This is a genomic window from Pantoea sp. NPDC088449, from assembly GCF_044753225.1.
Classification (GTDB): Bacteria; Pseudomonadota; Gammaproteobacteria; order Enterobacterales; family Enterobacteriaceae; genus Pantoea; species Pantoea floridensis.
In genome coordinates, this window is record NZ_JBIVMT010000006.1 from 162,045 (window position 1) to 183,615 (window position 21,571).

General features: G+C 55.4%; 21 protein-coding genes. 13 read left to right on the forward strand and 8 right to left on the reverse strand.

The genetic code is table 11. The features are described from left to right. Positions 1–27: 27 nt before the first annotated feature. From aroB to trpS, 6 genes are all read left to right on the forward strand, one after another. The gene (gene aroB, locus ACIP6T_RS21930; protein ID WP_400458915.1) at positions 28–1,116 is read left to right on the forward strand and encodes a 3-dehydroquinate synthase; all 1,089 of its coding nucleotides are present in this window, start codon (positions 28–30) and stop codon (positions 1,114–1,116) included. Positions 1,117–1,180: 64 nt separating this feature from the next. After that, on the forward strand, positions 1,181–2,218 hold the full coding sequence (locus ACIP6T_RS21935) for an SPOR domain-containing protein (RefSeq protein ID WP_097095792.1): 1,038 nt from the start codon (positions 1,181–1,183) through the stop codon (positions 2,216–2,218). A 96-nt stretch (positions 2,219–2,314) separates the two neighbouring features. Further along, positions 2,315–3,127 (forward strand): adenine-specific DNA-methyltransferase, encoded by an 813-nt coding sequence (gene dam / locus ACIP6T_RS21940; protein ID WP_097095793.1) that lies wholly within the window; start codon positions 2,315–2,317, stop codon positions 3,125–3,127. A 65-nt stretch (positions 3,128–3,192) separates the two neighbouring features. Beyond that, on the forward strand, positions 3,193–3,876 hold the full coding sequence (rpe, locus tag ACIP6T_RS21945) for a ribulose-phosphate 3-epimerase (protein ID WP_097095794.1): 684 nt from the start codon (positions 3,193–3,195) through the stop codon (positions 3,874–3,876). Then, positions 3,860–4,537 (forward strand): phosphoglycolate phosphatase, encoded by a 678-nt coding sequence (locus tag ACIP6T_RS21950; protein ID WP_097095795.1) that lies wholly within the window; start codon positions 3,860–3,862, stop codon positions 4,535–4,537. The genes rpe and ACIP6T_RS21950 overlap by 17 nt, the downstream gene beginning before the upstream one ends. A 15-nt stretch (positions 4,538–4,552) precedes the next feature. Further along, positions 4,553–5,557 (forward strand): tryptophan--tRNA ligase, encoded by a 1,005-nt coding sequence (gene trpS / locus ACIP6T_RS21955; protein ID WP_097095796.1) that lies wholly within the window; start codon positions 4,553–4,555, stop codon positions 5,555–5,557. Positions 5,558–5,630: 73 nt separating this feature from the next. Here trpS and cysG read toward each other — a convergent pair whose 3' ends face one another. From cysG to nirB, 4 genes are read right to left on the reverse strand one after another with little or no spacing between them, the layout of a single operon-like run. Beyond that, positions 5,631–6,995: a siroheme synthase CysG gene (gene cysG / locus ACIP6T_RS21960; RefSeq protein ID WP_400458918.1), complete on the reverse strand. Its 1,365-nt coding sequence runs from the start codon at positions 6,993–6,995 to the stop codon at positions 5,631–5,633. Positions 6,996–7,038: 43 nt separating this feature from the next. After that, positions 7,039–7,842 (reverse strand): nitrite transporter NirC, encoded by an 804-nt coding sequence (gene nirC, locus ACIP6T_RS21965; protein ID WP_345827933.1) that lies wholly within the window; start codon positions 7,840–7,842, stop codon positions 7,039–7,041. A 30-nt stretch (positions 7,843–7,872) separates the two neighbouring features. Next, a complete protein-coding gene (nirD, locus tag ACIP6T_RS21970; protein WP_400458921.1) occupies positions 7,873–8,199 on the reverse strand; it encodes a nitrite reductase small subunit NirD in 327 nt (108 codons plus the stop codon). Next, complete coding sequence (gene nirB / locus ACIP6T_RS21975; protein ID WP_400458924.1) at positions 8,196–10,736, reverse strand: nitrite reductase large subunit NirB; 2,541 nt, start codon at positions 10,734–10,736, stop codon at positions 8,196–8,198. The genes nirD and nirB overlap by 4 nt, the downstream gene beginning before the upstream one ends. 287 nt (positions 10,737–11,023) lie before the next feature. Between nirB and ACIP6T_RS21980 the strand changes: the two genes are divergently transcribed. Further along, a complete protein-coding gene (locus ACIP6T_RS21980; protein ID WP_400458927.1) occupies positions 11,024–12,307 on the forward strand; it encodes a cytosine deaminase in 1,284 nt (427 codons plus the stop codon). Between the two features lie 33 nt (positions 12,308–12,340). Here ACIP6T_RS21980 and tsgA read toward each other — a convergent pair whose 3' ends face one another. After that, complete coding sequence (tsgA, locus tag ACIP6T_RS21985; protein ID WP_097095801.1) at positions 12,341–13,519, reverse strand: MFS transporter TsgA; 1,179 nt, start codon at positions 13,517–13,519, stop codon at positions 12,341–12,343. Positions 13,520–13,781: 262 nt separating this feature from the next. On the opposite strand from tsgA, the gene ppiA reads away from it, so the two are divergent. The 5 genes from ppiA (at position 13,782) to ACIP6T_RS22010 (ending at position 17,131) form a co-directional block, all read left to right on the forward strand. Further along, on the forward strand, positions 13,782–14,354 hold the full coding sequence (gene ppiA, locus ACIP6T_RS21990) for a peptidylprolyl isomerase A (RefSeq protein WP_097095802.1): 573 nt from the start codon (positions 13,782–13,784) through the stop codon (positions 14,352–14,354). Between the two features lie 98 nt (positions 14,355–14,452). Continuing rightward, a complete protein-coding gene (locus ACIP6T_RS21995; RefSeq protein WP_400458931.1) occupies positions 14,453–14,623 on the forward strand; it encodes a YhfG family protein in 171 nt (56 codons plus the stop codon). Beyond that, positions 14,613–15,206 (forward strand): putative adenosine monophosphate-protein transferase Fic, encoded by a 594-nt coding sequence (locus ACIP6T_RS22000; protein WP_400458934.1) that lies wholly within the window; start codon positions 14,613–14,615, stop codon positions 15,204–15,206. The genes ACIP6T_RS21995 and ACIP6T_RS22000 overlap by 11 nt, the downstream gene beginning before the upstream one ends. Before the next feature lie 41 nt (positions 15,207–15,247). Further along, positions 15,248–15,823 carry an aminodeoxychorismate synthase component II gene (locus ACIP6T_RS22005; RefSeq protein ID WP_097095805.1) on the forward strand — a complete coding sequence of 192 codons (576 nt, stop codon included), beginning with the start codon at positions 15,248–15,250 and terminating at the stop codon, positions 15,821–15,823. Positions 15,824–15,910: 87 nt separating this feature from the next. Beyond that, complete coding sequence (locus tag ACIP6T_RS22010) at positions 15,911–17,131, forward strand: aspartate aminotransferase family protein (protein WP_097095806.1); 1,221 nt, start codon at positions 15,911–15,913, stop codon at positions 17,129–17,131. Here the strand turns inward: ACIP6T_RS22010 and ACIP6T_RS22015 are convergent. Together ACIP6T_RS22015 and crp are read right to left on the reverse strand one after the other, a co-directional pair. Then, positions 17,128–19,206: a YccS/YhfK family putative transporter gene (locus ACIP6T_RS22015; RefSeq protein WP_400458938.1), complete on the reverse strand. Its 2,079-nt coding sequence runs from the start codon at positions 19,204–19,206 to the stop codon at positions 17,128–17,130. The two genes, ACIP6T_RS22010 and ACIP6T_RS22015, sit on opposite strands and share 4 nt — an antisense overlap. A 58-nt stretch (positions 19,207–19,264) precedes the next feature. Then, positions 19,265–19,897 carry a cAMP-activated global transcriptional regulator CRP gene (crp, locus tag ACIP6T_RS22020; protein WP_003852956.1) on the reverse strand — a complete coding sequence of 211 codons (633 nt, stop codon included), beginning with the start codon at positions 19,895–19,897 and terminating at the stop codon, positions 19,265–19,267. Positions 19,898–20,201: 304 nt separating this feature from the next. On the opposite strand from crp, the gene ACIP6T_RS22025 reads away from it, so the two are divergent. Then, positions 20,202–20,606, forward strand: a complete 405-nt coding sequence (locus ACIP6T_RS22025; RefSeq protein WP_097095808.1) for an OsmC family protein — start codon at positions 20,202–20,204, stop codon at positions 20,604–20,606. 80 nt (positions 20,607–20,686) lie between these two features. Here ACIP6T_RS22025 and ACIP6T_RS22030 read toward each other — a convergent pair whose 3' ends face one another. Further along, positions 20,687–21,556, reverse strand: coding sequence for a phosphoribulokinase (locus ACIP6T_RS22030; protein WP_097095809.1), 870 nt, complete (start codon positions 21,554–21,556; stop codon positions 20,687–20,689). Between the last annotated feature and the right edge of the window lie 15 nt (positions 21,557–21,571).

The window sequence follows — 21,571 nt, forward strand, 5'->3', positions numbered from 1 at the left end:
AGGGCTCAGCAATAGGTATCGGTCATCATGGAGAAGATCATTGTCTCACTCGGGGATCGCAGTTACCCCATCACCATCGCTGCCGGACTGTTTAACGATCCGGCTTCTTTTTGGCCGCTCAAAGCAGGCGACAATGCCATGCTGGTGACAAACCAGACACTGGCGCCGATCTATCTCGAACCTCTGTCAGCGCTCCTTAGCAATGCCGGCGTAAAGGTAGATCAGGTCATTTTGCCTGATGGTGAGCAGTACAAAACGCTGGCGGTCATGGACGAGGTATTCACCGCGCTGCTTAAAAAGCCGCATGGACGAGATACCACGTTGATTGCACTCGGTGGTGGAGTGATTGGTGACTTAACCGGATTTGCTGCAGCCAGCTATCAGCGTGGCGTGCGCTTTATTCAGGTGCCGACCACGTTGCTGTCTCAGGTTGATTCCTCCGTCGGTGGCAAAACCGCGGTCAACCATCCACTCGGCAAAAACATGATTGGGGCGTTCTATCAGCCCGCCTCTGTCGTGGTGGATACGCATTGTCTGGCCACGCTGCCGCCGCGCGAATTAGCGTCCGGTCTGGCAGAAGTGATCAAATACGGCATTATTCTTGATGGCGAATTCTTCCAATGGCTGGAGCATAATCTTGATGCTCTGCTGGCGCTGGATGAAAAAGCCATGGCGTACTGCATCCGCCGCTGCTGCGAGTTAAAAGCTGAAGTGGTTGCGGCGGATGAGCGTGAAACCGGCGTACGCGCACTGCTTAATCTGGGCCATACTTTTGGTCATGCGATTGAAGCGCACATGGGCTACGGCAACTGGCTACACGGCGAAGCCGTGTCGGCTGGCATGGTGATGGCTGCGCGCACCGCTGAACGTTTAGGGCAGTTCACCTCTGCCGATACCGATCGCATCATCGCGCTGTTGCTGCGTGCCGGTTTGCCGGTGCACGGTCCGGCAAGCATGGCAGCGGAAGATTATCTGCCACACATGATGCGCGATAAAAAAGTGTTGGCTGGCGAGTTGCGTTTGGTGCTGCCTCTCGCTATTGGCCGCTCTGAAGTGCGTGCCGGTGTTGCACATGATATGGTGCTGGCAGCAATTAATGATTGCCAGAAACCCTGATTATTAGAAGTGATGAGTGGTGATGCGGCGTGTGGGAAGCGCGTCGTTTTACGGAGGAGGCTAAATGGATGAGTTCAAACCGGAAGACGAGTTAAAACCTGACGCCAGTGACCGCCGTCCAACGCGGCCACGTAAATCGTCTTCTGCGCCGAAAGTTAAAGTGCCGGTTTCTCGTCAGCATATGATGATGGGCATTGGTATTCTGGTTCTGCTGTTGGTGGTGCTGGGTATCGGTTCGGCATTGACCGGTCCGGATGAGAAGAAACCCGCGACGAATAACGCCAATAGCGGCGCAGCACCTTCTGCCAGTGGCAGCGAAAAGAACATCGATCTCTCAGGTTCGACGTCCATGAGCGGTCAGCAAAACGCCACACCTTCTGCTGAAGGCAGCGCACCGCAAAACACGGCGGGAACGGCTGCACCAGCGGGCAATGATTCCCAGTCCATCTCTATGCCATCGGTCTCTTCAACGCCGACTCAGGCTGCACCCGTGGATACTCCAGCAAATCAACAGCGTGTCACCCTCCCGGGCGATCTGAATACGGCGCTGAATAATCAGCAAGGTTCTGTTGATGCCGCAGCCCAAGGTGCACAGGGCAATAGCTCGCTGCCAACGGCACCGGCAACGGTAAGCGGCAATGGTAAAGCGATGACGCCGCCGGTGATGCATGCGGAAACGCCGTCGCGTAACACCAGCAATGGCGCACGTGAGACGCACGCTGCCAGCAATACGCACAAAGCACCGGCCGCGACCAAACCCGCACCGGTAAAAGAGAGCAAGACGCACACTACGCCGGCGCGCAATGCTGCGCCTGCAAGCAGCAGCGCCAGCAAATCGCTGCCGTCGGGCGGCAATTACACGCTGCAGCTGAGCGGTGCGTCGAAAGAAGAGAGCCTGAATGCCTGGGCGAGAAAACAAAACCTGAGCGGTTATCACGTGTATAAAACTACGCGCAACGGTGAACCCTGGTATGTGCTGGTGAGCGGAGCTTACGCTACGCCAGCCGATGCGAAACGCGCGGTGGCATCGCTGCCAGCAGAAGTGCGTGCCGCGAATCCGTGGGTCAAACCGCTTAGCCAGGTGAAAAAAGAAAGTCAGTAATTGATGTGGGGCCGCGCAGGTGCGGCCCCGTTTAAAGCGCAGAGCTGCTGTCGGTTTCACCACAGCCAATCATTAAGATGTAATAACCACGACAGCATGAAAAAAAATCGCGCTTTTCTGAAATGGGCCGGAGGGAAATACCCGCTCCTTGATGACATCCGTCGTCATTTGCCACAAGGTGATTGTTTAATCGAACCCTTTGTCGGCGCTGGTTCAGTATTCCTCAACACCGATTATGACCGCTATCACCTGGCGGACATCAACGGCGATCTCATCAATCTCTATAACATCGTCAAAACGCGTACTGCGGCGTTCATTGAAGACGCGCGCCAGCTTTTCAATGCCGAAGGTAATACGGCGGAAACTTACTACGCGCAGCGCATCGCATTCAATGCCAGCAAAGATGAATATCAGCGCGCCGTGCTGTTCCTCTATCTCAATCGCCACGGATACAATGGTCTTTGCCGTTACAATCTGCGCGGTGAGTTTAATGTGCCTTTTGGCCGCTACCGTAAGCCGTATTTCCCGGAAGCTGAACTGCTGTGGTTTGCCGAACGGGCGCAAAAAGCGACCTTTGTCTGTGAATCGTACGATGTTACTCTGACTAACGCCCCAGCGGGCTCGGTGGTTTATTGTGACCCGCCGTACGCGCCGCTGTCGGCGACAGCGAATTTTACCGCTTACCACACCAACAGTTTTAGCCTGCGTGAGCAGCAACATCTGGCGGAACTGGCCAATAAGCTGGCGCAACAAAACCGCATACCGGTGCTGATTTCTAATCACGATACGGTGCTCACGCGTGAGTGGTACCAGAATGCGGATTTACACGTAGTTAAAGCCCGGCGTTCCATCAGCCGAAGCATAAGTGGTCGCACACAGGTCGACGAACTGCTAGCGCTTTTCCGCTAGCCTGTTTCGTCCGCGACCAAGGCATTACGCCAGCTCCGGCTGGCGCACAAAATTGGGAGAATCGGATGAAACAATTTTTACTGGCCCCTTCAATTCTGTCTGCTGACTTCGCGCGTTTAGGTGAAGACACAGCCAAAGCGCTGGCGGCAGGTGGCGATGTCGTCCATTTCGATGTGATGGATAACCACTACGTTCCCAATCTGACGATGGGGCCGATGGTGCTGAAAGCGCTGCGCGATTACGGTATCACTGCACCTATTGATGTGCATCTGATGGTAAAGCCGGTGGATGCATTGATCCCGGAATTCGCGAAAGCTGGCGCCACCTTCATTACTTTCCATCCGGAAGCCAGCGAGCATGTTGACCGCACGCTGCAGCTGATCAAAGAGCACGGTTGCAAAGCCGGCTTGGTATTTAATCCTGCTACACCGCTCGACTACCTCGACTATGTTATGGATAAGCTGGATATCATTCTGCTGATGTCGGTGAATCCGGGCTTTGGTGGGCAATCCTTTATTCCCGGCACGCTCGACAAACTGCGCGAAGCGCGTCGCCTGATCGATCAAAGCGGCTACAACATTCGCCTGGAAGTGGATGGCGGCGTGAAGATCGACAACATCGGCCAGATTGCTGCCGCCGGTGCCGATATGTTTGTTGCCGGTTCCGCGATCTTTGGTCACCCGGATTACAAAAAAGTGATCGATGAAATGCGTGGCGAACTGGAGAAAGTTAATGGCTCATTTCACTGATATCCGCGCGCTGGCGTTCGATCTCGACGGAACGCTGGTGGATAGCGCACCGGGTTTGGCGCAGGCGATCGATCACGCGCTGGGCGATCTGCAACTGCCGCCGCCGGGTGTGGCGTTAGCATCAACCTGGATTGGCAACGGCGCGGATGTGATGATGACCCGCGCGCTGACCTGGGCGTTGGGTCGCGAACCGCATGCTGAAGAGCAGCGCGATGCGCGTGCGCTGTTCGATAAGTACTATGCCGAAACGGTGGAAGCGGGCAGCACCCTGTTCCCGCGGGTGAAAGAGACGCTGGCGGCGCTGCAGGCAAAAGGCCTGCCGCTGGCCATAGTCACCAACAAACCTACGCCGTTTGTCGCGCCATTGTTGAAGTCGCTCGGCATTGCTGACTACTTTACCCAGATTATTGGCGGCGATGATGTGATTGTGAAAAAGCCGCATCCAGCGGCCATTTTCCTTGTGCTCGGCCATTTTGGCGTGCTTCCCGGACAATTGCTGTTTGTCGGCGATTCGCGCAATGATATTCTCGCAGCCCAGGCGGCAGGCGTACCGAACATCGGTATGACTTTTGGCTACAACTACGGTGAGCCAATTGCGACCAGCCATCCCGATTTAACTCTCGACTCTTTTGACGAACTTTTGCCCGCTATCGGGCTGTGATTATCAGGACATAACATGAGCAAACCCATCGTTTTCAGCGGCGCCCAGCCTTCCGGTGAACTGACCATTGGCAACTATATGGGTGCGCTGCGTCAGTGGGTGCAGATGCAGGATGATTTCCACTGCATTTACTGCATCGTCGATCTGCACGCCATCACCGTCCGCCAGGATCCGGTTGCGCTGCGTAAAGCCACGCTGGATACGCTGGCGTTGTACCTTGCCTGCGGCATCGATCCGGCGAAAAGCACCATCTTCGTTCAGTCGCACGTGCCTGAACATGCGCAGCTGAGTTGGGTACTGAACTGTTACACCTACTTCGGCGAGCTGAGCCGCATGACGCAGTTCAAAGATAAATCAGCGCGTTACTCGGAAAACATCACCGCGGGCCTGTTTGATTATCCGGTGCTGATGGCAGCTGACATTCTGCTGTATCAAACCAATCAGGTGCCGGTGGGCGAAGATCAGAAGCAGCATCTGGAACTGAGCCGCGATATCGCGCAGCGTTTCAATGCGCTGTACGGCGATGTGTTCAAAGTGCCGGAGCCGTTCATTCCGAAATCAGGCGCGCGCGTCATGTCGCTGCTTGAACCGACCAAGAAAATGTCTAAGTCAGACGACAACCGTAATAACGTGATTGGTCTGCTGGAAGACACCACCGCGGTGGTGAAGAAGATCAAGCGCGCGGTAACAGACTCTGCTGAGCCGCCAGTGGTGCGCTACGACGTCAAAGAGAAGGCCGGTGTTTCTAACCTGCTGGATATTCTGGCGGGCGTAACCGGCAAAACCATTGCCGAGCTGGAACAGGAGTTTGAAGGCAAAATGTATGGCCATCTGAAAGGCGCGGTCGCGGATGCCGTTTCAGGCATGCTGACCGACTTGCAGGAGCGCTATCATCGTTTCCGTAACGACGAAGCGCTGCTGAATCAGGTGATGCGCGATGGCGCAGCGAAAGCCCGCGCGCATGCGCAGGAAACGCTGAAGAAAGTGTACGAAGCGGTAGGTTTTGTCGCACAACCCTAAGCGGTTTGCCGGCGAGAACGCGACGGCGGATCATCATGATCCGCCGTTTTTATTTGTGCGATGGCCTGGTGGTTCAGAACCAGCGTAATTGAGGCCGCAGCGCCACTACGCGACCGACAATAATCAGCGCTGGACTTTCAAACTGCTGCGCCAACGTCGCCAGCTCTGCCAGCGTTGCGGTTTCCACGCGTTGCTGCGGCGTGGTGCCGTTCTGTACGATCGCCACCGGCATAGCGGCATCCATGCCGTGCTGCAACAGCTGCTGTTGGATTTCCGGCGCTTGCGCCAGCCCCATATAGAACACCAGCGTTTGCTGCTCCGCCGCCAGTTTGCGCCATTCAATCTCGCCATGCTGCTGTAAATGGCCCGTCACGAATCGTACGCTCTGCGCATGGTCGCGATGCGTAAGCGGAATGCCGCTGTAGGCAGCACAGCCCGATGCGGCCGTGATGCCCGGCACCACGCTAAACGGAATATGGTGTTGTGCCAGCAACTGCAGCTCTTCACCACCGCGCCCAAAGATAAAGGGATCGCCGCCTTTAAGGCGTACTACGCGTTTGCCGCTTTGCGCCTGTTCGAGTAAAACCTGGTTGATTTGCGCTTGGGGTACGCAGTGATGACCGGCCTGTTTGCCGACAAAGATGCGCTCAGCATCGCGACGTATCAGATTGAGAATCGGTTCTGAAACCAAGCGGTCATACACCACGACATCGGCCTGCTGAATATGCTGCAAACCTTTCAACGTGAGCAATCCGGCATCACCCGGCCCGGCGCCAACCAGCACCACTTCACCCTGCTGCGACAGCGGGGCATCGAACAAGTTATCGACGATGGCATCAGCACGTGGGCGATCGCCATTCGCCAGGGTTTGTGCCAGACGATCGCTCACGAAGAAGCGTTCCCAGAACGCGCGGCGCTGCGCCATGCTGGCAAAGGTGCGCTTCACACGGCCACGCAACGAACCGGCCAGGGACGCCAGCTCTCCGAGATGCTGTGGCAGCATCGCTTCGAGCTTCTCCCGAAGCAAACGTGCCAGCACCGGCGCGCGGCCGCCGGACGAAACGGCAATCATCAGCGGTGAGCGATCGACAATCGATGGCATGATCGCGCTGGCTTCCTGCGGCGCATCCACCAGATTGCAGAAGATGCGACGCTGCTCGGCTGCGAAAGTCACCTGCTGATTGACCGCATCATCATTGGTGGCGGCAATCACCAGCCAGCACGAGTCCAGCCAGCTATCATCAAACGCGCCGGTTAATAAGGTCACCTTTCCCTGCTGTGCCCACTGCTGAAACGCGGGGGAGAAATCCAGCGCGCCAACGTGCAGATCGGCACCGGCATCCAGCAGCAAACGCGCTTTGCGTTCTGCTACATCTCCCGCTCCTACCAGCAAACAGCGTTTGCCCTGCAGGCGGCAAAACAGCGGAAAGTAGTCCATAGCTCATCCTAAAAAAAGCCCGCACGGGGCGGGCTGAAAATGGTTATACCGCTTTGAGCGGCGTGGCTTGCGCTTCGGCCTGTGGACGCTGCGCCAGCGGGGTGGCATACCAATAACCGAGACCCATCAGCACCATGCCGGAGAACATGTTGCCCAGCGTTACCCACAGCAAATTGTGGCCGATGCCGCTCAAAGTGAGGTCCGCATTATGCTGACCAAACCATGACAGTGCAAAGACCGTCATATTGGCTACGGAGTGCTCATAGCCGGAAGCGATAAACGCCAGCAAACACCACCAGATCGCGATGAACTTCGCCGTGCCTTCGGTGCGTAGTGCCATCCAGATTGCCAGACATACCAGCCAGTTACACAGTGCGCCCTTGAAGAACAGCGCCATGGCTGGCTGCGTGGTTTTCGCCAGCGCGGCGCTATGAATTAGCGAGCCAGCATTGGGGAGCAATGGGCCTGCCGCATAGTAATAGATCAGTGCGACCAGCACGGAGCCGATTAAATTCCCCAGCCAGGTTTGCGGCAGTACACACCACATCTGGCCTTGCTTGATGGTGCCGGCTTTCACGCCAATGGTCAGGAACAGGGTATGACCGGTGAACAGCTCGGAACCGGCGATGATCACCAGCGTCAACGCGATCCCGAAGGTGGCGCCCATCAGCAGCGGACGGTAAGCCGGATCGACCAGATTGCCCAAGGTGAAAATCAGGATGATGGCCAAACCAACGTAAGCACCAGCCATCGCCGAGCCGATCCAGAAGGCCAGCGGGCTGTGCTGCGCGGTACGCACAATGCGTGCCGCATTGGCGGCACATTTATTCAGGGTGTCAGTAAACATAGTGACGTCTCATTAAGTAAAGGAATGCGGTCAGGCACAAATCTCAACCCGGCCTTTGCTGACTCGCACCGGATAGCTCGCCACCGAACGTGCTTCGTCTTCCAGGCAGAAGCCATCACTTAGGCGGAAGCGCTGCTTTTTCAGCGGGCTAGCCACCCACAGCGCTTGCTGGTGCTCAGCAATCAGGCCGCGTGATAACACGCTGGCCTGGGCGAAAGGATCGATATTGCTCAATGCGTAGAGCTGTTCATCGTCACGTGGACGGAAGATAGCAATCTGCTGGCCGTTGACCAGCGCACACACACCGGTCGCAGGCAGGATTTGCTTGAATTCACACACGGAATGCCACTGGCTCATGCGTCAATCTCCTCAATCAGAGTGACCGCAATGCGCTCGTCGGGACGTGCCGGACGATGCTGCTCGCGTTGGTTAATATGCTGCACCAGCGGATCGCGCTGGTCGCTGTTGATAAAGGTGTTGAAGTGAGCCTGCTGCTGAGGATCTTGCACCGTTGCTGTCCATTCGCAGATCACTTCGCCACGCAGACGTGCCAGTTCGCTCTCCAGCTGCGCATTCAGGCCGAGCTTGTCGCCAACAATGACGCTGCGCAGGTAATCGATGCCGCCATCCATGCTTTCCAGCCACAGCGAAGTGCGTTGCAGGCGGTCGCCGGTGCGGATGTAGAACATCATGAAACGATCGAGATAGCTCAGCAGCGTGTCGCGATCGAGATCGGCAGCCAGCAGATCGGCATGACGAGGTTTCATGCCGCCATTACCGCACACATACAGGTTCCAGCCTTTCTCGGTGGCGATGATGCCGACATCTTTACCCTGTGCTTCCGCGCACTCGCGCGTGCAGCCGGAGACGCCAAATTTCATCTTGTGCGGGGTACGAATGCCTTTGTAGCGGTTTTCCAGCTCAATACCGAAGCCAAGGCTGTCGCCAACGCCAAAGCGGCACCAGACGCTGCCCACACAGGTTTTCGCCATGCGCAGCGCTTTGGCATACGCCTGTCCGGTTTCAAAACCGGCCGCGATCAGCTGCGTCCAGATAGCAGGCAGATCGTCACGCTGCGCGCCAAACAGGCCAATACGCTGCGAGCCGGTGATTTTGGTGTAGAGATTGTACTGACGCGCCACGGTGCCAATCGCCATCAACCCTTCCGGGGTAATTTCGCCTCCGGCCGAGCGTGGGATCACCGAGTAAGTCCCATCTTTCTGGATATTGCCGAGGAACAGATCGTTGCTGTCCTGCAGCGGTGCCAGCTGCGGCTTCAGCACGTACTCGTTCCAGCAGGAGGCCAGCAGCGAACCCACGGTGGGCTTACACACTTCGCAGCCGTAGCCCTGACCATATTTGGCCAGCAGCGCGTCAAACGATGTGATTTCTTCCACGCGAATCAGGTGATACAGCTCCTGACGCGAGTAGGGGAAGTGCTCACACAGATGATTGTTAACGTCAATGCCCTGACGGCTCAATTCACCGTTCAGCACCTGCGTAATCAGTGGAATACAGCCGCCGCAGCCGGTACCCGCGCGCGTTTCGGCTTTCAGCGCCGCTACGGTATGGCAACCACCCTGCACGGCTTTGACGATATCGCCTTTACTCACGTCAAAGCAGGAGCAGATTTGCGCGCTATCCGGCAGCGAATCAACGCCCATTACCGGTTTATCGCCGCTGCCTGCCGGTAGGATCAGCCCTTCCGGATTTTCCGGTAGCGGGATGTTATTCAGCGCCAGCTGCAACAGATTGCCGTAATCGCTGGTATCTCCCACCAATACCGCGCCCAGTAATGTGCGGTTATCCTCGCTGACAATCAGGCGCTTATAGATGTTTTTCTGCTCGTCGAGCCACAGGTAGCTGCGCGCACCCGGCGTGCGGCCATGCGCGTCACCAATGCCACCGACATCCACGCCCAGCAGTTTCAGCTTGGCGCTCATGTCTGCACCGGCAAACAGGTTGTCGCGGCCAACCACGGCATCGCTGGCAACCTGCGCCATCTTGTAGCCCGGCGCGACTAAGCCGTAAATACGGTTCTGCCACGCGGCACATTCACCGATCGCATAAATCGCCGGATCGCTGGTCTGACAGCGATCGTCAATGGCGATGCCGCCGCGCTCGCCCAGTGTTAAGCCGCACTGTTTGGCCAGCTTATCCTGCGGGCGAATACCGGTGGAGAAGACGATGAAATCGACATCCAGCGCGCTGCCGTCGGCAAACTCCAGCGTTTTGCCACCTGTGGCATGATGGACAATCTGCTGCGTGTTTTTGTCGGTGTGGACGCCTACGCCCATCTGCTCGATTTTGCGTCGCAGCTGTTCGCCGCCCTGGGGATCGAGCTGTTCCGCCATCAGCACCGGTGCAAACTCAATCACGTGGGTTTCAATGCCAAGATTTTTCAGCGCGCCCGCCGCTTCGAGCCCCAGCAGTCCGCCACCAATCACCGCGCCGCGTTTGCTGCGGCGTGAACAGGCTTCAATGGCGTTAAGATCTTCAATGGTGCGATAGACGAAACAGTCGCTGCCTTCCGCGCCTTTGATGGGCGGAATCCATGGATAGGAACCGGTGGCGAAAATCAGCGTGTCGTAATGCACTGCGCGCCCGGTATTCGAGTGAATCAGTTTTTCGTCGCGGTTAATGGTAATGGCGCGTTCGCCGAGTAATACATTTACCTGATGCTTCTGATAGTAACCTTCGCGCACCAGCGAGAGTTCTTCAGCGGTGTGATGGGAGAAATAGGCGGAAAGGTGGACGCGATCATAGGCGACCCGGGGCTCTTCACAGAAAACGGTTATCGCAAACTGATTCGATTCATCTTTGTCGATAAGTTCTTCTATAAAGCGGTGGCCGACCATGCCGTTGCCAATGATAACGACACTGTGCTTGCTCATGCTTGCCTCAAAAATTGCGGTATCTGCGCCTACCTTAGCGCGGCGCTTTTGGCGCTTATTGATATGCATCAAGCGCGCCCTTATATACCTATTTTGAGGTATGTAACTGATTTTGAACGAATTAGTTAAGTGGCTTATTTGGTTGATAATTACCCAATCATTTTCTTCGCCGCACATTTCCTCACGGCGCGATTCATCGCGCAATAAATGGCGCCGCTACGGAATGTGCCCGCGGTGACATTGGTTTTCATGCTAGCTTTAGATTTTGTGTTTTAGCGGAGAACGGCATGGCAAATCCATCACTGAAGTGGATCAACAACCTGCGCGTAGCAGGGCAGCAAGGCTTGTGGCAGATCGAAATCGACAACGGCAAGATTGCGCACCTTCGATCGCAGCCGCCACACACGGTTGAGCAGGCTGATGCGCTGGATGCGGAAGGCGGGCTAGCCAGCGCGCCGTTTATCGAACCGCACATTCACCTCGATACCACGCAAACCGCTGGCGAACCAGCCTGGAATCAATCCGGCACGCTGTTTGAGGGCATTGAACGCTGGGCTGAGCGTAAAGCACTGCTCAGCCATGAAGATGTGAAACAGCGCGCGCAGCAAACGCTGAAGTGGCAAATCGCCAACGGTATTCAGCACGTGCGCACCCACGTTGATGTTTCCGATCCCACGCTAACCGCGTTAAAAGCGATGCTGGAAGTGAAAGCAGAGATGGCACCGTGGATCGATATCCAGATTGTGGCGTTTCCGCAGGAAGGCATTCTCTCTTATCCCAATGGTGAAGCGCTGTTAGAAGAGGCGCTACGCATGGGGGCAGATGTGGTAGGTGCCATTCCGCACTTCGAATTCACCCGCGAATACGGCGTTGAGTCGCTGCATAAAGCTTTTGCTTTGGCCAATCGTTACGATCGGCTGGTGGATGTGCACTGCGATGAGATCGACGATGAGCAGTCGCGCTTTGTCGAAACCGTGGCGGCGCTGGCGCATCGCGATGGCAACGGCGAACGCGTCACCGCCAGCCACACCACGGCGATGCACTCTTACAACAATGCCTATACATCGCGCCTGTTTCGCCTGCTTAAGCTTTCCAACATCAACTTCATCGCCAATCCGCTGGTAAATATCCATCTGCAAGGGCGCTTTGATAGCTATCCCAAGCGTCGCGGCATCACGCGGGTGAAAGAGCTGCTGGAGGCCCATATCAACGTCTGTTTTGGGCACGATGACGTGTTCGATCCCTGGTATCCGCTTGGTACCGCCAGCATGCTACAGGTGCTGCATATGGGACTGCACGTCTGTCAGCTTATGGGTTACGAGCAGATCGATAACGGATTGCAGCTGATTACCGCGAACAGCGCCAAAACCCTGCAGCTGGCAAATTACGGTATTCAACCGGGCAACGATGCCAGTTTGATTATTCTGCCGGCAGAGAGTGGATTTGATGCGGTCCGGCGACAGGTGCCGGTGCGTTATTCGCTGCGCAAAGGGATGGTGGTGGCAGCGACGCAGCCAGCCAGCAGTGAGATCTATTTAGCAGAGAAAGAGGCGGTGACGTTTAAGCGCTGAAGAGCAGGGCGGAGCGAACTCCGCCCGTCGAACTTAGTGGGTAACATGGCCGTGCTGGCGATGTTTAGTCACAAAGCCCAGCAGAACACACATCACAAATACCACGGCGTACAAACCGTTGGCGGTTGAGAGTGCCGCATGCGCGCCACCTTTTGCCACGATGGGGCCGGTTACCACAAATGTCAGCATGGTGCCGACGGTGCCGCAGGTCAGGATGAAGTTCACCAGCTTCGGTGAAGAGACCTTGGTTTGCAGCGAGCCCAGCGTGATGATGGTGGTGTAAATCGCGCTTGAGCTGAAGCCCAGCGTCATGATGATCCAGTGCAGCATGCTGGCATCGTTGGACGTGACGAACCAGTACATCAAACCGGTTGCCAGTGCCGCGAGCACCATCAGGATGCGCTGCAGATCGAAGAAGCGCAGCACGAAGCTGAAGACCCACATGCCAACCATATAGGCGGTCCAGAAATTACCCACCAGTTGACCAGCAGCGGCAATGTCCATGCCCATCGATTTGGTGGCGTATTCTGGCACCCACGAGATGAAGCCGAGCTGGCCGAGGATGTAGCACAGTGCTGCAATCGACAGGAACAGCACGCCGACGCCCCACTTCTCTTTCTCCACGCCGGGCTTAGCGGCTTCGCTCTTCAATACCGGGAACTCAATGCACAGCGTCAGTACAAAAATCGCGAGATAAATCACGCCGATGCAGGCATAAACCCAATACCATGGCAGCGCGCGCGCCAGCAGGATACCCGCGATGATCGGGAAAATGGTGCCCGCCATGCTGAAGAACGAATCGGTAAACAGCAGACGTGCGCCGCGTTGACGACCATCATAAAGATGGGTGATCAGGAAGGTCCCGATCGACATAGTGATGCCGCTGACCACGCCGAGCACGAACATGCACAGTGAGAACACGGTGAGATCGTGGCTGGTCATCAGGCCGGCGACGGCAAGAATCATCAATACAAAGCCAAAGATCAGCTGGCGCTTCAGCGGCACAATGACCATCAGCCAGGCATTCAGGAACACTGACACCAAAATGCCCGCATTAAGGAAGGTAAAGGTGTTACTCATTTCTGAGATAGGACGCTGGAAATACTGTGCGATATTGTCCAGCACCATACCGGTAACAATCACCAGTGCGCCAGTAAGCGCATAGGAGAAATAGCTAATCCAGGTAAGGCCGAGCCGATTACGGTTTGTCATGTTCTGAACCTGTGAAGCGCCGAGATTGGCAAAAAGTGTCATGAATTGTAAGTGCAACTGTGATCTTAATAAACAACGAGTGAAACAAGCTGGGGATATTTCACTAATAGTGTGATTTTAATCACGAAAATGATTGCGTGGCGGCAAAAGTATGACAATCGCAACATCCACGTAAATATCGGTAAAACGCTGGCTCTTGGATTACTTGCTCTTTACAATCAATCTCGTTTTTGAGCTAGCTCTCCATGGTAAGGAATCTTTCATGCTTAAACGTACTTTGACAGCGGCAGTTGCCCTGTTAGCGCTCTCTTCCGTATCTTCTGCCGCGCTGGCAGCAAAAGGGGATACACATGTGCTGCTCACCACCTCTGCGGGCAATATCGAACTCGAACTGAACAACCAGAAAGCCCCGGTTTCGGTGAAAAACTTCGTTGATTACGTCAACAACGGTTTCTACAACAACACCATTTTCCACCGCGTTATTCCTGGCTTTATGATTCAGGGCGGCGGATTTACGGCGGATATGCAGCAAAAGCAAACTGTTGCGCCAATCAAAAACGAGGCCGACAACGGCTTGCGTAATCTGCGTGGCACCATTTCGATGGCGCGTACCGCAGATAAAGATAGCGCCACCAGCCAGTTCTTCCTCAACGTGGCAGATAACGCCTTCCTCGATCACGGTCAGCGTGATTTCGGTTATGCAGTGTTTGGTAAAGTTGTGAAAGGCCAGGATGTGATTGATAAGATTGCTCAGGTACCGACCAAAGATGTGGGGCCGTACCAAAATGTGCCATCAAAACCGATTGTTATCCTTTCCGCCAAAGTCCTGCCTTAATCGCGAAACGCGCCATTTTTGTTGGGCGCGTTATTGCCCCTCCGGCAAAGCAAAAAATTGCTGCTTATACTTAGGGCTCATTGCCAGCCGGAGGCGCTATGACCAGCAAACTCACCGAGAAACAAAAAGCCACCTTGTGGCAGCAGCAGCGCGCTGCGAGCTATCAAGCCAGTTGTCGTCTGGCCGGATACACATCTACTGAATCCTTGATCGTTGCGGAACATGCCGAAGAACGACTTGCGTCGCTGAGGAGGCAATATGGCGGATAACAGCCTGGCGGTGCGCGATCCCTATCTGTGGCAAAACGACAACGTTCTCAAGAATCGCCTCGACATTCACGATGAAGCGCAGCTGCGTAAAGCCGAACTGGCCTTCAGCAGCGCGCGCCTGGCGACGTTAGAACTGGGTCCGCGCAGCATCGGCTTGCCGCGGTTGTGCCATATTCATCGCACGCTATTTCAGGATCTTTATAGCTGGGCGGGAGAGCTGCGCACTATCGATATCTGGCGTGATGAAACGCCCTATTGCCACTGCGAATATATCGAGAAAGAGGGCAATACGCTGATGCAGGCGTTGGAAGAGGAGCGCGGTTTGGCCGACCTGGCAGTGGAAACCTTTGCGGCACGGATTGCGCACTACTACTGTGAGATTTTCGTCCTGCATCCGTTCCGCGCTGGCAATGGACGCGCGCAGCGTATCTTCTTCGAACAGCTGGCGCTGCACGCCGGTTATCAGCTGGCGTGGGACACGCTCGAGCGCGATGAATGGCGCGCGGCGATCTCGGCGGGCGTCGCCGGCGATCTGGCTCCGCTTACCGCGCAGTTTGCGAAAGTGGTGAGCCCGATTAGCTAAAATGGGTAGAATAGCGCCGCTTTTACTGGCCTGAGGGCGCTATGCTACTGCTAATCGATAACTACGACTCCTTCACCTGGAATCTCTACCAATACTTCTGCGAATTGGGCGCTGATGTGCGCGTGGTGCGCAACGATGCCATTACGCTGCAAGAGATTGAAGCGTTGCCGCTGACGCATCTGGTGATTTCGCCGGGTCCGTGTACGCCGGATCAATCTGGCATCTCGCTTGCCGCTATTCGTCACTTCGCCGGACGTGTGCCGATTCTGGGGGTTTGCCTTGGGCATCAGGCGATCGCTCAGGCATATGGCGCGCAGGTGGTACGCGCGCGGCAGGTGATGCACGGTAAAACCTCGCGCATTCAGCACAGCAATCAAGGCGTGTTTCGCAACCTGAATAATCCGCTGACCGTGACGCGCTATCATTCGCTGATTGTGGCGCGCGATACGCTGCCTGCAGACTTTGAAATTACCGCGTGGAGCCTGCGCGACGGCGAACCGGATGAGATCATGGGCTTCCGCCATCGCACTTTGCCGCTGGAAGGCGTGCAGTTTCACCCGGAAAGCATCCTCAGTGAACAAGGTCACCAGCTGCTGGCTAATTTCCTCAGCGCGTAACTTATATTTGCCATGGTGTGATTTTTTATGCATATTTTGTGATTATAATTTCACATCAGCTCAACAAATAACCCGATGAGGTCGTCAATGGCAGCGGAAAAACTAGCGGTAACCCGGGAAACGTTCGATAACGTAATTTTGCCTGTTTATGCACCTGCGCAGTTTGTGCCGGTTAAAGGCAAGGGCAGCCGAGTGTGGGATCAGCAGGGCAAAGAGTATATCGATTTCTCAGGCGGTATTGCGGTGACGGCATTGGGCCATTGTCATCCGGCGCTGGTGGAGACGCTGAAAACCCAGGGCGAAACGCTGTGGCACACCAGCAACGTGTTCACTAACGAACCGGCGCTGCGTCTGGCGAGTAAACTGATCGCTGCTACCTTTGCCGACCGCGTGTTTTTCGGTAACTCCGGCGCAGAAGCCAACGAAGCGGCCTTCAAGCTGGCGCGCTATTATGCCTGCAAAAAACACAGCCCATTCAAAAGCAAAATTATCGCTTTCCACAATGCGTTCCATGGCCGCACGCTATTTACCGTGTCGGTTGGCGGGCAGCCGAAATATTCCGATGGCTTCGGGCCAAAACCGGCTGACATCGTGCATGTGCCGTTCAACGATCTCGACGCGGTAAAAGCGGTGATTGACGATCACACCTGCGCCATTGTGGTAGAACCGATTCAGGGCGAAGGCGGCGTAGTTCCGGCTACGCAGGAATTTATGCAGGGCCTGCGTGCGTTGTGCGACGAACATAATGCGCTGCTGGTATTAGATGAAGTACAGAGCGGCATGGGCCGCAGCGGTAAGCTGTTCAGCTACGAGCATTACGGCATCAAGCCCGATATCCTGACCACCGCGAAAGCGCTGGGCGGCGGATTCCCGGTAAGCGCGATGTTGACCACCAATGACATTGCGGCAGTGATGGCGCCGGGCGTGCACGGCACCACATATGGCGGCAATCCGCTGGCCTGTGCGATTGCGGAAACCGCGCTGGATATCATCAATACTCCGGAAGTGCTGGAAGGTGTGGAAGCGCGCCGCCAGCAGTTTGTGGAAGCGCTGCAGGCCATCAACAGTAAATTCGCTATCTTCAGCGAGATTCGTGGCAAAGGTCTGCTGATAGGTGCCGCGCTGCAGCCGCAGTTCGCCAGCAAGGCGCGCGACATCCTCAATGCTTCCGCAGCGGAAGGGCTGATGATTCTCACCGCCGGCAGCGATGTGATTCGATTTGTGCCGTCGCTGGTGATTGAGCCAACCGACATCGCCGAAGGCATGACGCGTTTCGCTACGGCGATTGAAAAGGTGCTGGCTGCTTAATCCGCTTTCGGGCGTAACACCTTGAGCCAGCGGCCATGATGCGGTCGCTGGCTCCACGCCAGTGAAGAGATAGTGTGCATGACGTTAAGGTGCTGCAAAATCCGCTTCACGTGCTGTTCGACAATCGTTACCGGCCCTTCGTTAAGATTCTCCGGCGCTTCCAGAATATTGCTGTCGTTGCCCGGCCCGTCATACGCCAGCCGCTGCTGACAGCGCTGCAGCGCGATTTCACAGGATTGCAGATACCGTTCCGCCAGCTTCGACGTCAACATGGTGTGCTCGCGCGCGAGAATCGTCATGGCGTTGATGTGCTCAACGATAAACTGGCTGTGCGTCACCCACATGCGCATATCTTGCAAATATTGCAGGTTGAAGCCGGGCTCGCTCGATGCCTGGTTCAGGGAGTTGAACAGCGCATTGTGCGCCTGATTGACCTTTATGCGCTGATAAGCCAGCTTCTCCGGCGCCTGTTCCGGTCCGAGCAGCAAGCGCAGTGCGTCCTGATAAGCTTCCAGCGCATCGTGCGCATTTTTACGCAGCAGCCCGCTTTGCCACTGTGGCCATAGCCAAATCATACCGGCGAAAGCAATCAAACAGCCCATTAGCGTGTCCATCATGCGCGGCAACAAGAATTGCGCGCCGTTGAGCGATAGCAGCTGCAGTGAATACACCGCGGTGACGGTGAAGCCAATCATCGACCAGCCGTAATATTTCCGCGTGATCAGATAGCTCGCCAGCGTGATGCCCAGCATAAATAGCAGAGTGATCGACTCCGGCACCGCCAGCCGCAGCGAGGCGGCGGCAATCAGCAAACCGGCAAAGGTGCCCAGCGCACGGTGCTGAATACGCACGCGCGTGGCGCTGTAGCCGTTCTGGCTGACGAACATGATGGTCATCAGAATCCAGTAAGGTTTAGGAATGTTGAAGAACAACGCCAGCGCGCTACCAAACATCAGCATTACGGCGAAGCGGGCCGCGGTGCGTAACGCGGTAGATTTGAATGATAAATAGCTGCGCAACGCTGGCAATAGCGGTAAGCGACGCTGACGATCGGCCATGAGATCGCGCGTGTAAAGCGGCTTCTGCGTGCGCAATACGCGGGCGATGCGGCTGAAGTGATAGAGGCAGAAGTTGCCAACCGGGTTATCCGGATGCTGACGGGCAATTTTCTCCAGCGCACCCAGCTGTTTCTCCATGTGAAAACGATCCGGCAGCTGATGATAGAGAATTGCATCAGCCAGCACGCGCAAACGTGCGGAGATGATTTTGGCGTTCCAGCGGATCACCGCTTCAGCGTGGCTCTCCTCCACCAGTTTCTGTACCTCTTCGGGCTGATGCAGGCTGACCGAGATGTGTTCTTGCAAATCCAGCGCCACCTGGAAGGCGCGCGTCAGGCGCTTGTGACTGTTATCGCGGCTGGCCGACAGCATATGCATTTGCTGGTAACAGGTAGTGATGAGATCGACCGCTTTTTGCTGGCGCGCCAGCAGCGGCGGTAACGCTTTTTCCGGATCGGTCAGCTGTGTCAGTAAGGTGTATTTGGCATCGCAATAATCCGCCAGCTCGCGAAACAGCAGGCTGAGCGATTCACGCATCGGCTGCTCTTTCCACAGCCAGAACCAGAACCAGTTGAACAAGCCGTACCACAGCGTACCGCCAATATAGAGCAGCGGCGGCACCCATATCGGCATGCGCCCAACCAGGCTGAGCGTAAAGATAGCAGCGATTAAGGTGGCGGGCAGCAGGCGTGCATGCAGCGGGCCGATTTCGCCGGTCACGCCGATCAGCAGCGGCAGCGCCAGCAGGATCAACGGCAGCGGAATCTGGTAAGCGGTCAAAATTTGCATCAGGAAGCTGCCGGTGGCAAACAGCGAACCACCCACAATCAAGCGTTTGAAAAAGCGTTTGTGCGGCGTATCCAGACCCGCCATATTGCAGCAGGCAGGCACTAACGAGAACAGCAGACCTTTTTGCAGATCGCCAAACAGCCAGCCGAGAGCCACAGGCAGGCACAGCACCAGCGTTTGCCGCAGTGCATAGTTAACTTCAGGATGATAGATGATTCGGCGCCACATCAGCTCATCGCAAATAGAAACGGCGCGATGTTGCCATCACGCCGTGGGTGAGAAGAAATTAGCGGGTGCCGTAGACGACGATGGTTTTACCGTGTGCAGAGATCAGATTCTGATCTTCCAGCATTTTCAGGATACGACCCACGGTTTCGCGTGAGCAGCCCACGATCTGACCAATTTCCTGACGGGTGATTTTAATTTGCATGCCGTCTGGGTGAGTCATCGCATCTGGCTGTTTAGCCAGATTAAGCAGCGTTTGCGCGATACGTCCTGTTACGTCAAGGAAAGCAAGGTTGCCCACTTTCTCTGATGTCACTTGCAGACGACGCGCCATTTGCGACGAAAGTCGCATTAAAATATCCGGGTTTACCTGAATCAGCTGACGGAATTTTTTGTAGGAAATTTCAGCCACTTCACAGGCAGACTTCGCACGCACCCAGGCACTACGTTCCTGGCCTTCTTCGAAAAGACCGAGTTCGCCAATGAAATCTCCCTGATTGAGGTAGGAGAGAATCATCTCTTTGCCTTCTTCATCTTTAATCAGTACCGCTACGGAACCTTTCACGATGTAGTACAGCGTTTCCGCTTTCTCACCCTGATGGATGAGCGTGCTTTTGGACGGATATTTGTGAATATGGCAATGGGACAGGAACCATTCGAGTGTAGGGTCTGTTTGCGGTTTGCCGAGAACCATTCGCTATTATCCTCTGTTGTAATCGTGCCCAAAATACAGGGGGCATTTTTTCCCTGTCAGGCGGTTTAATCGTCGAGCGTTTCCAGTAATGGAAAAATTATTCCGGGTCATTCTTAAGCTACGCTTTTGATTCTTCCCGCCTTCGTCTGTAACGACGAAAATATTTTCAGCACTGTTTGTAGCACAGCTTTTGCGAGCTGTCTTGTGTTGTCTCGCTTCAGCAAACGGGGGAATAGTCTGGATTGCTGTTTATCAGGTGAAAGCGTACTCTGGCGGCAAAACCGCCGCTTCAGGAGAAAGAATCATGCAGGCACGAGTGAAATGGGTGGAAGGTCTTACCTTTCTCGGAGAATCCTCATCCGGACATCAGGTGTTAATGGACGGGAATTCCGGTGATAAAGCGCCAAGTCCAATGGAGATGGTGTTAATGGCAGCAGGGGGTTGCAGCGCCATTGATGTGGTCTCGATTCTGCAAAAAGGGCGCAGCGATGTGGCCGATTGCGAAGTGAAACTCACCTCTGAACGCCGCGAAGAAGCACCGCGTATTTTTACCCACATCAACCTGCATTTTATTGTCAGCGGCAAAGCGTTGAGTGATAAGGCGGTTTCCCGCGCGGTTGATTTGTCAGCGGAAAAATATTGCTCGGTGGCGATCATGCTGGGCAAAGGCGTGGAAATCACCCATAGCTATGAAGTGATCGAACGTTAATGCTTCCAGGTGCGCATTAATGCGCACCCTACAAAACGCGCTCATTTCGTAGTGTCGCCATTAATGGCGACCTATCACTCTTATTCAATCCGCTTCCCTTCAATCAGTCGTTGCACCAGCGGCAGCATAATCAGCTCCATTGCTAATCCCATTTTCCCGCCGGGTACCACCAGCGTATTAATGTGGGAGATAAACGATCCCTGAATCATCGCCAGCAGATAGGGGAACGCAATCCCTTCTAAGCCACGGAAATGGATCACCACGAAGCTCTCATCCAATGACGGGATTTCCCGTGCGGCAAACGGATTTGAGGTATCGACGGTCGGCACGCGCTGGAAGTTAATGTGCGTGCGCGAGAACTGTGGCGTGATGAAGTTAATGTAATCCTCCATCGAACGCACCACTGAATCCATTACCGCTTCGCGTGAATGGCCGCGCTCGCCGGTGTCGCGCACCAGCTTCTGAATCCACTCGAGATTAACAATCGGCACCACGCCAACCAACAGATCAACATGTTCTGCCACATTCTGCTGCTGCGTGACAACGCCGCCGTGCAGGCCTTCATAGAACAACACATCGGTGTTTTCCGGCAGCGGTTGCCACGGCGTGAAGGTGCCCGGAACCTGATTCCACGGTACCGCTTCATCATAGGTATGCAGATATTTACGCGATTCGCCCAGCCCGGTTTTACCGTAGTGTTTGAATGTCTGCTCTAACAGGCCGAAGTCATTCGCTTCCGGGCCGAAATAGCTAATATGGCGACCAAGGTCGCGCGCCTTACGGATCGCCATGTCCATTTCTGGACGCGTGTAGCGATGGAAACTGTCGCCTTCGACTTCCGCCGCATGCAGATTCAGCTGCTGGAAAATCTTGCGGAAGGCGAGGCTGGTGGTAGTGGTTCCGGCGCCGCTGGAACCGGTGACGGCAATAATTGGATGCCTGGCTGACATAACAGAGCTCCCTGT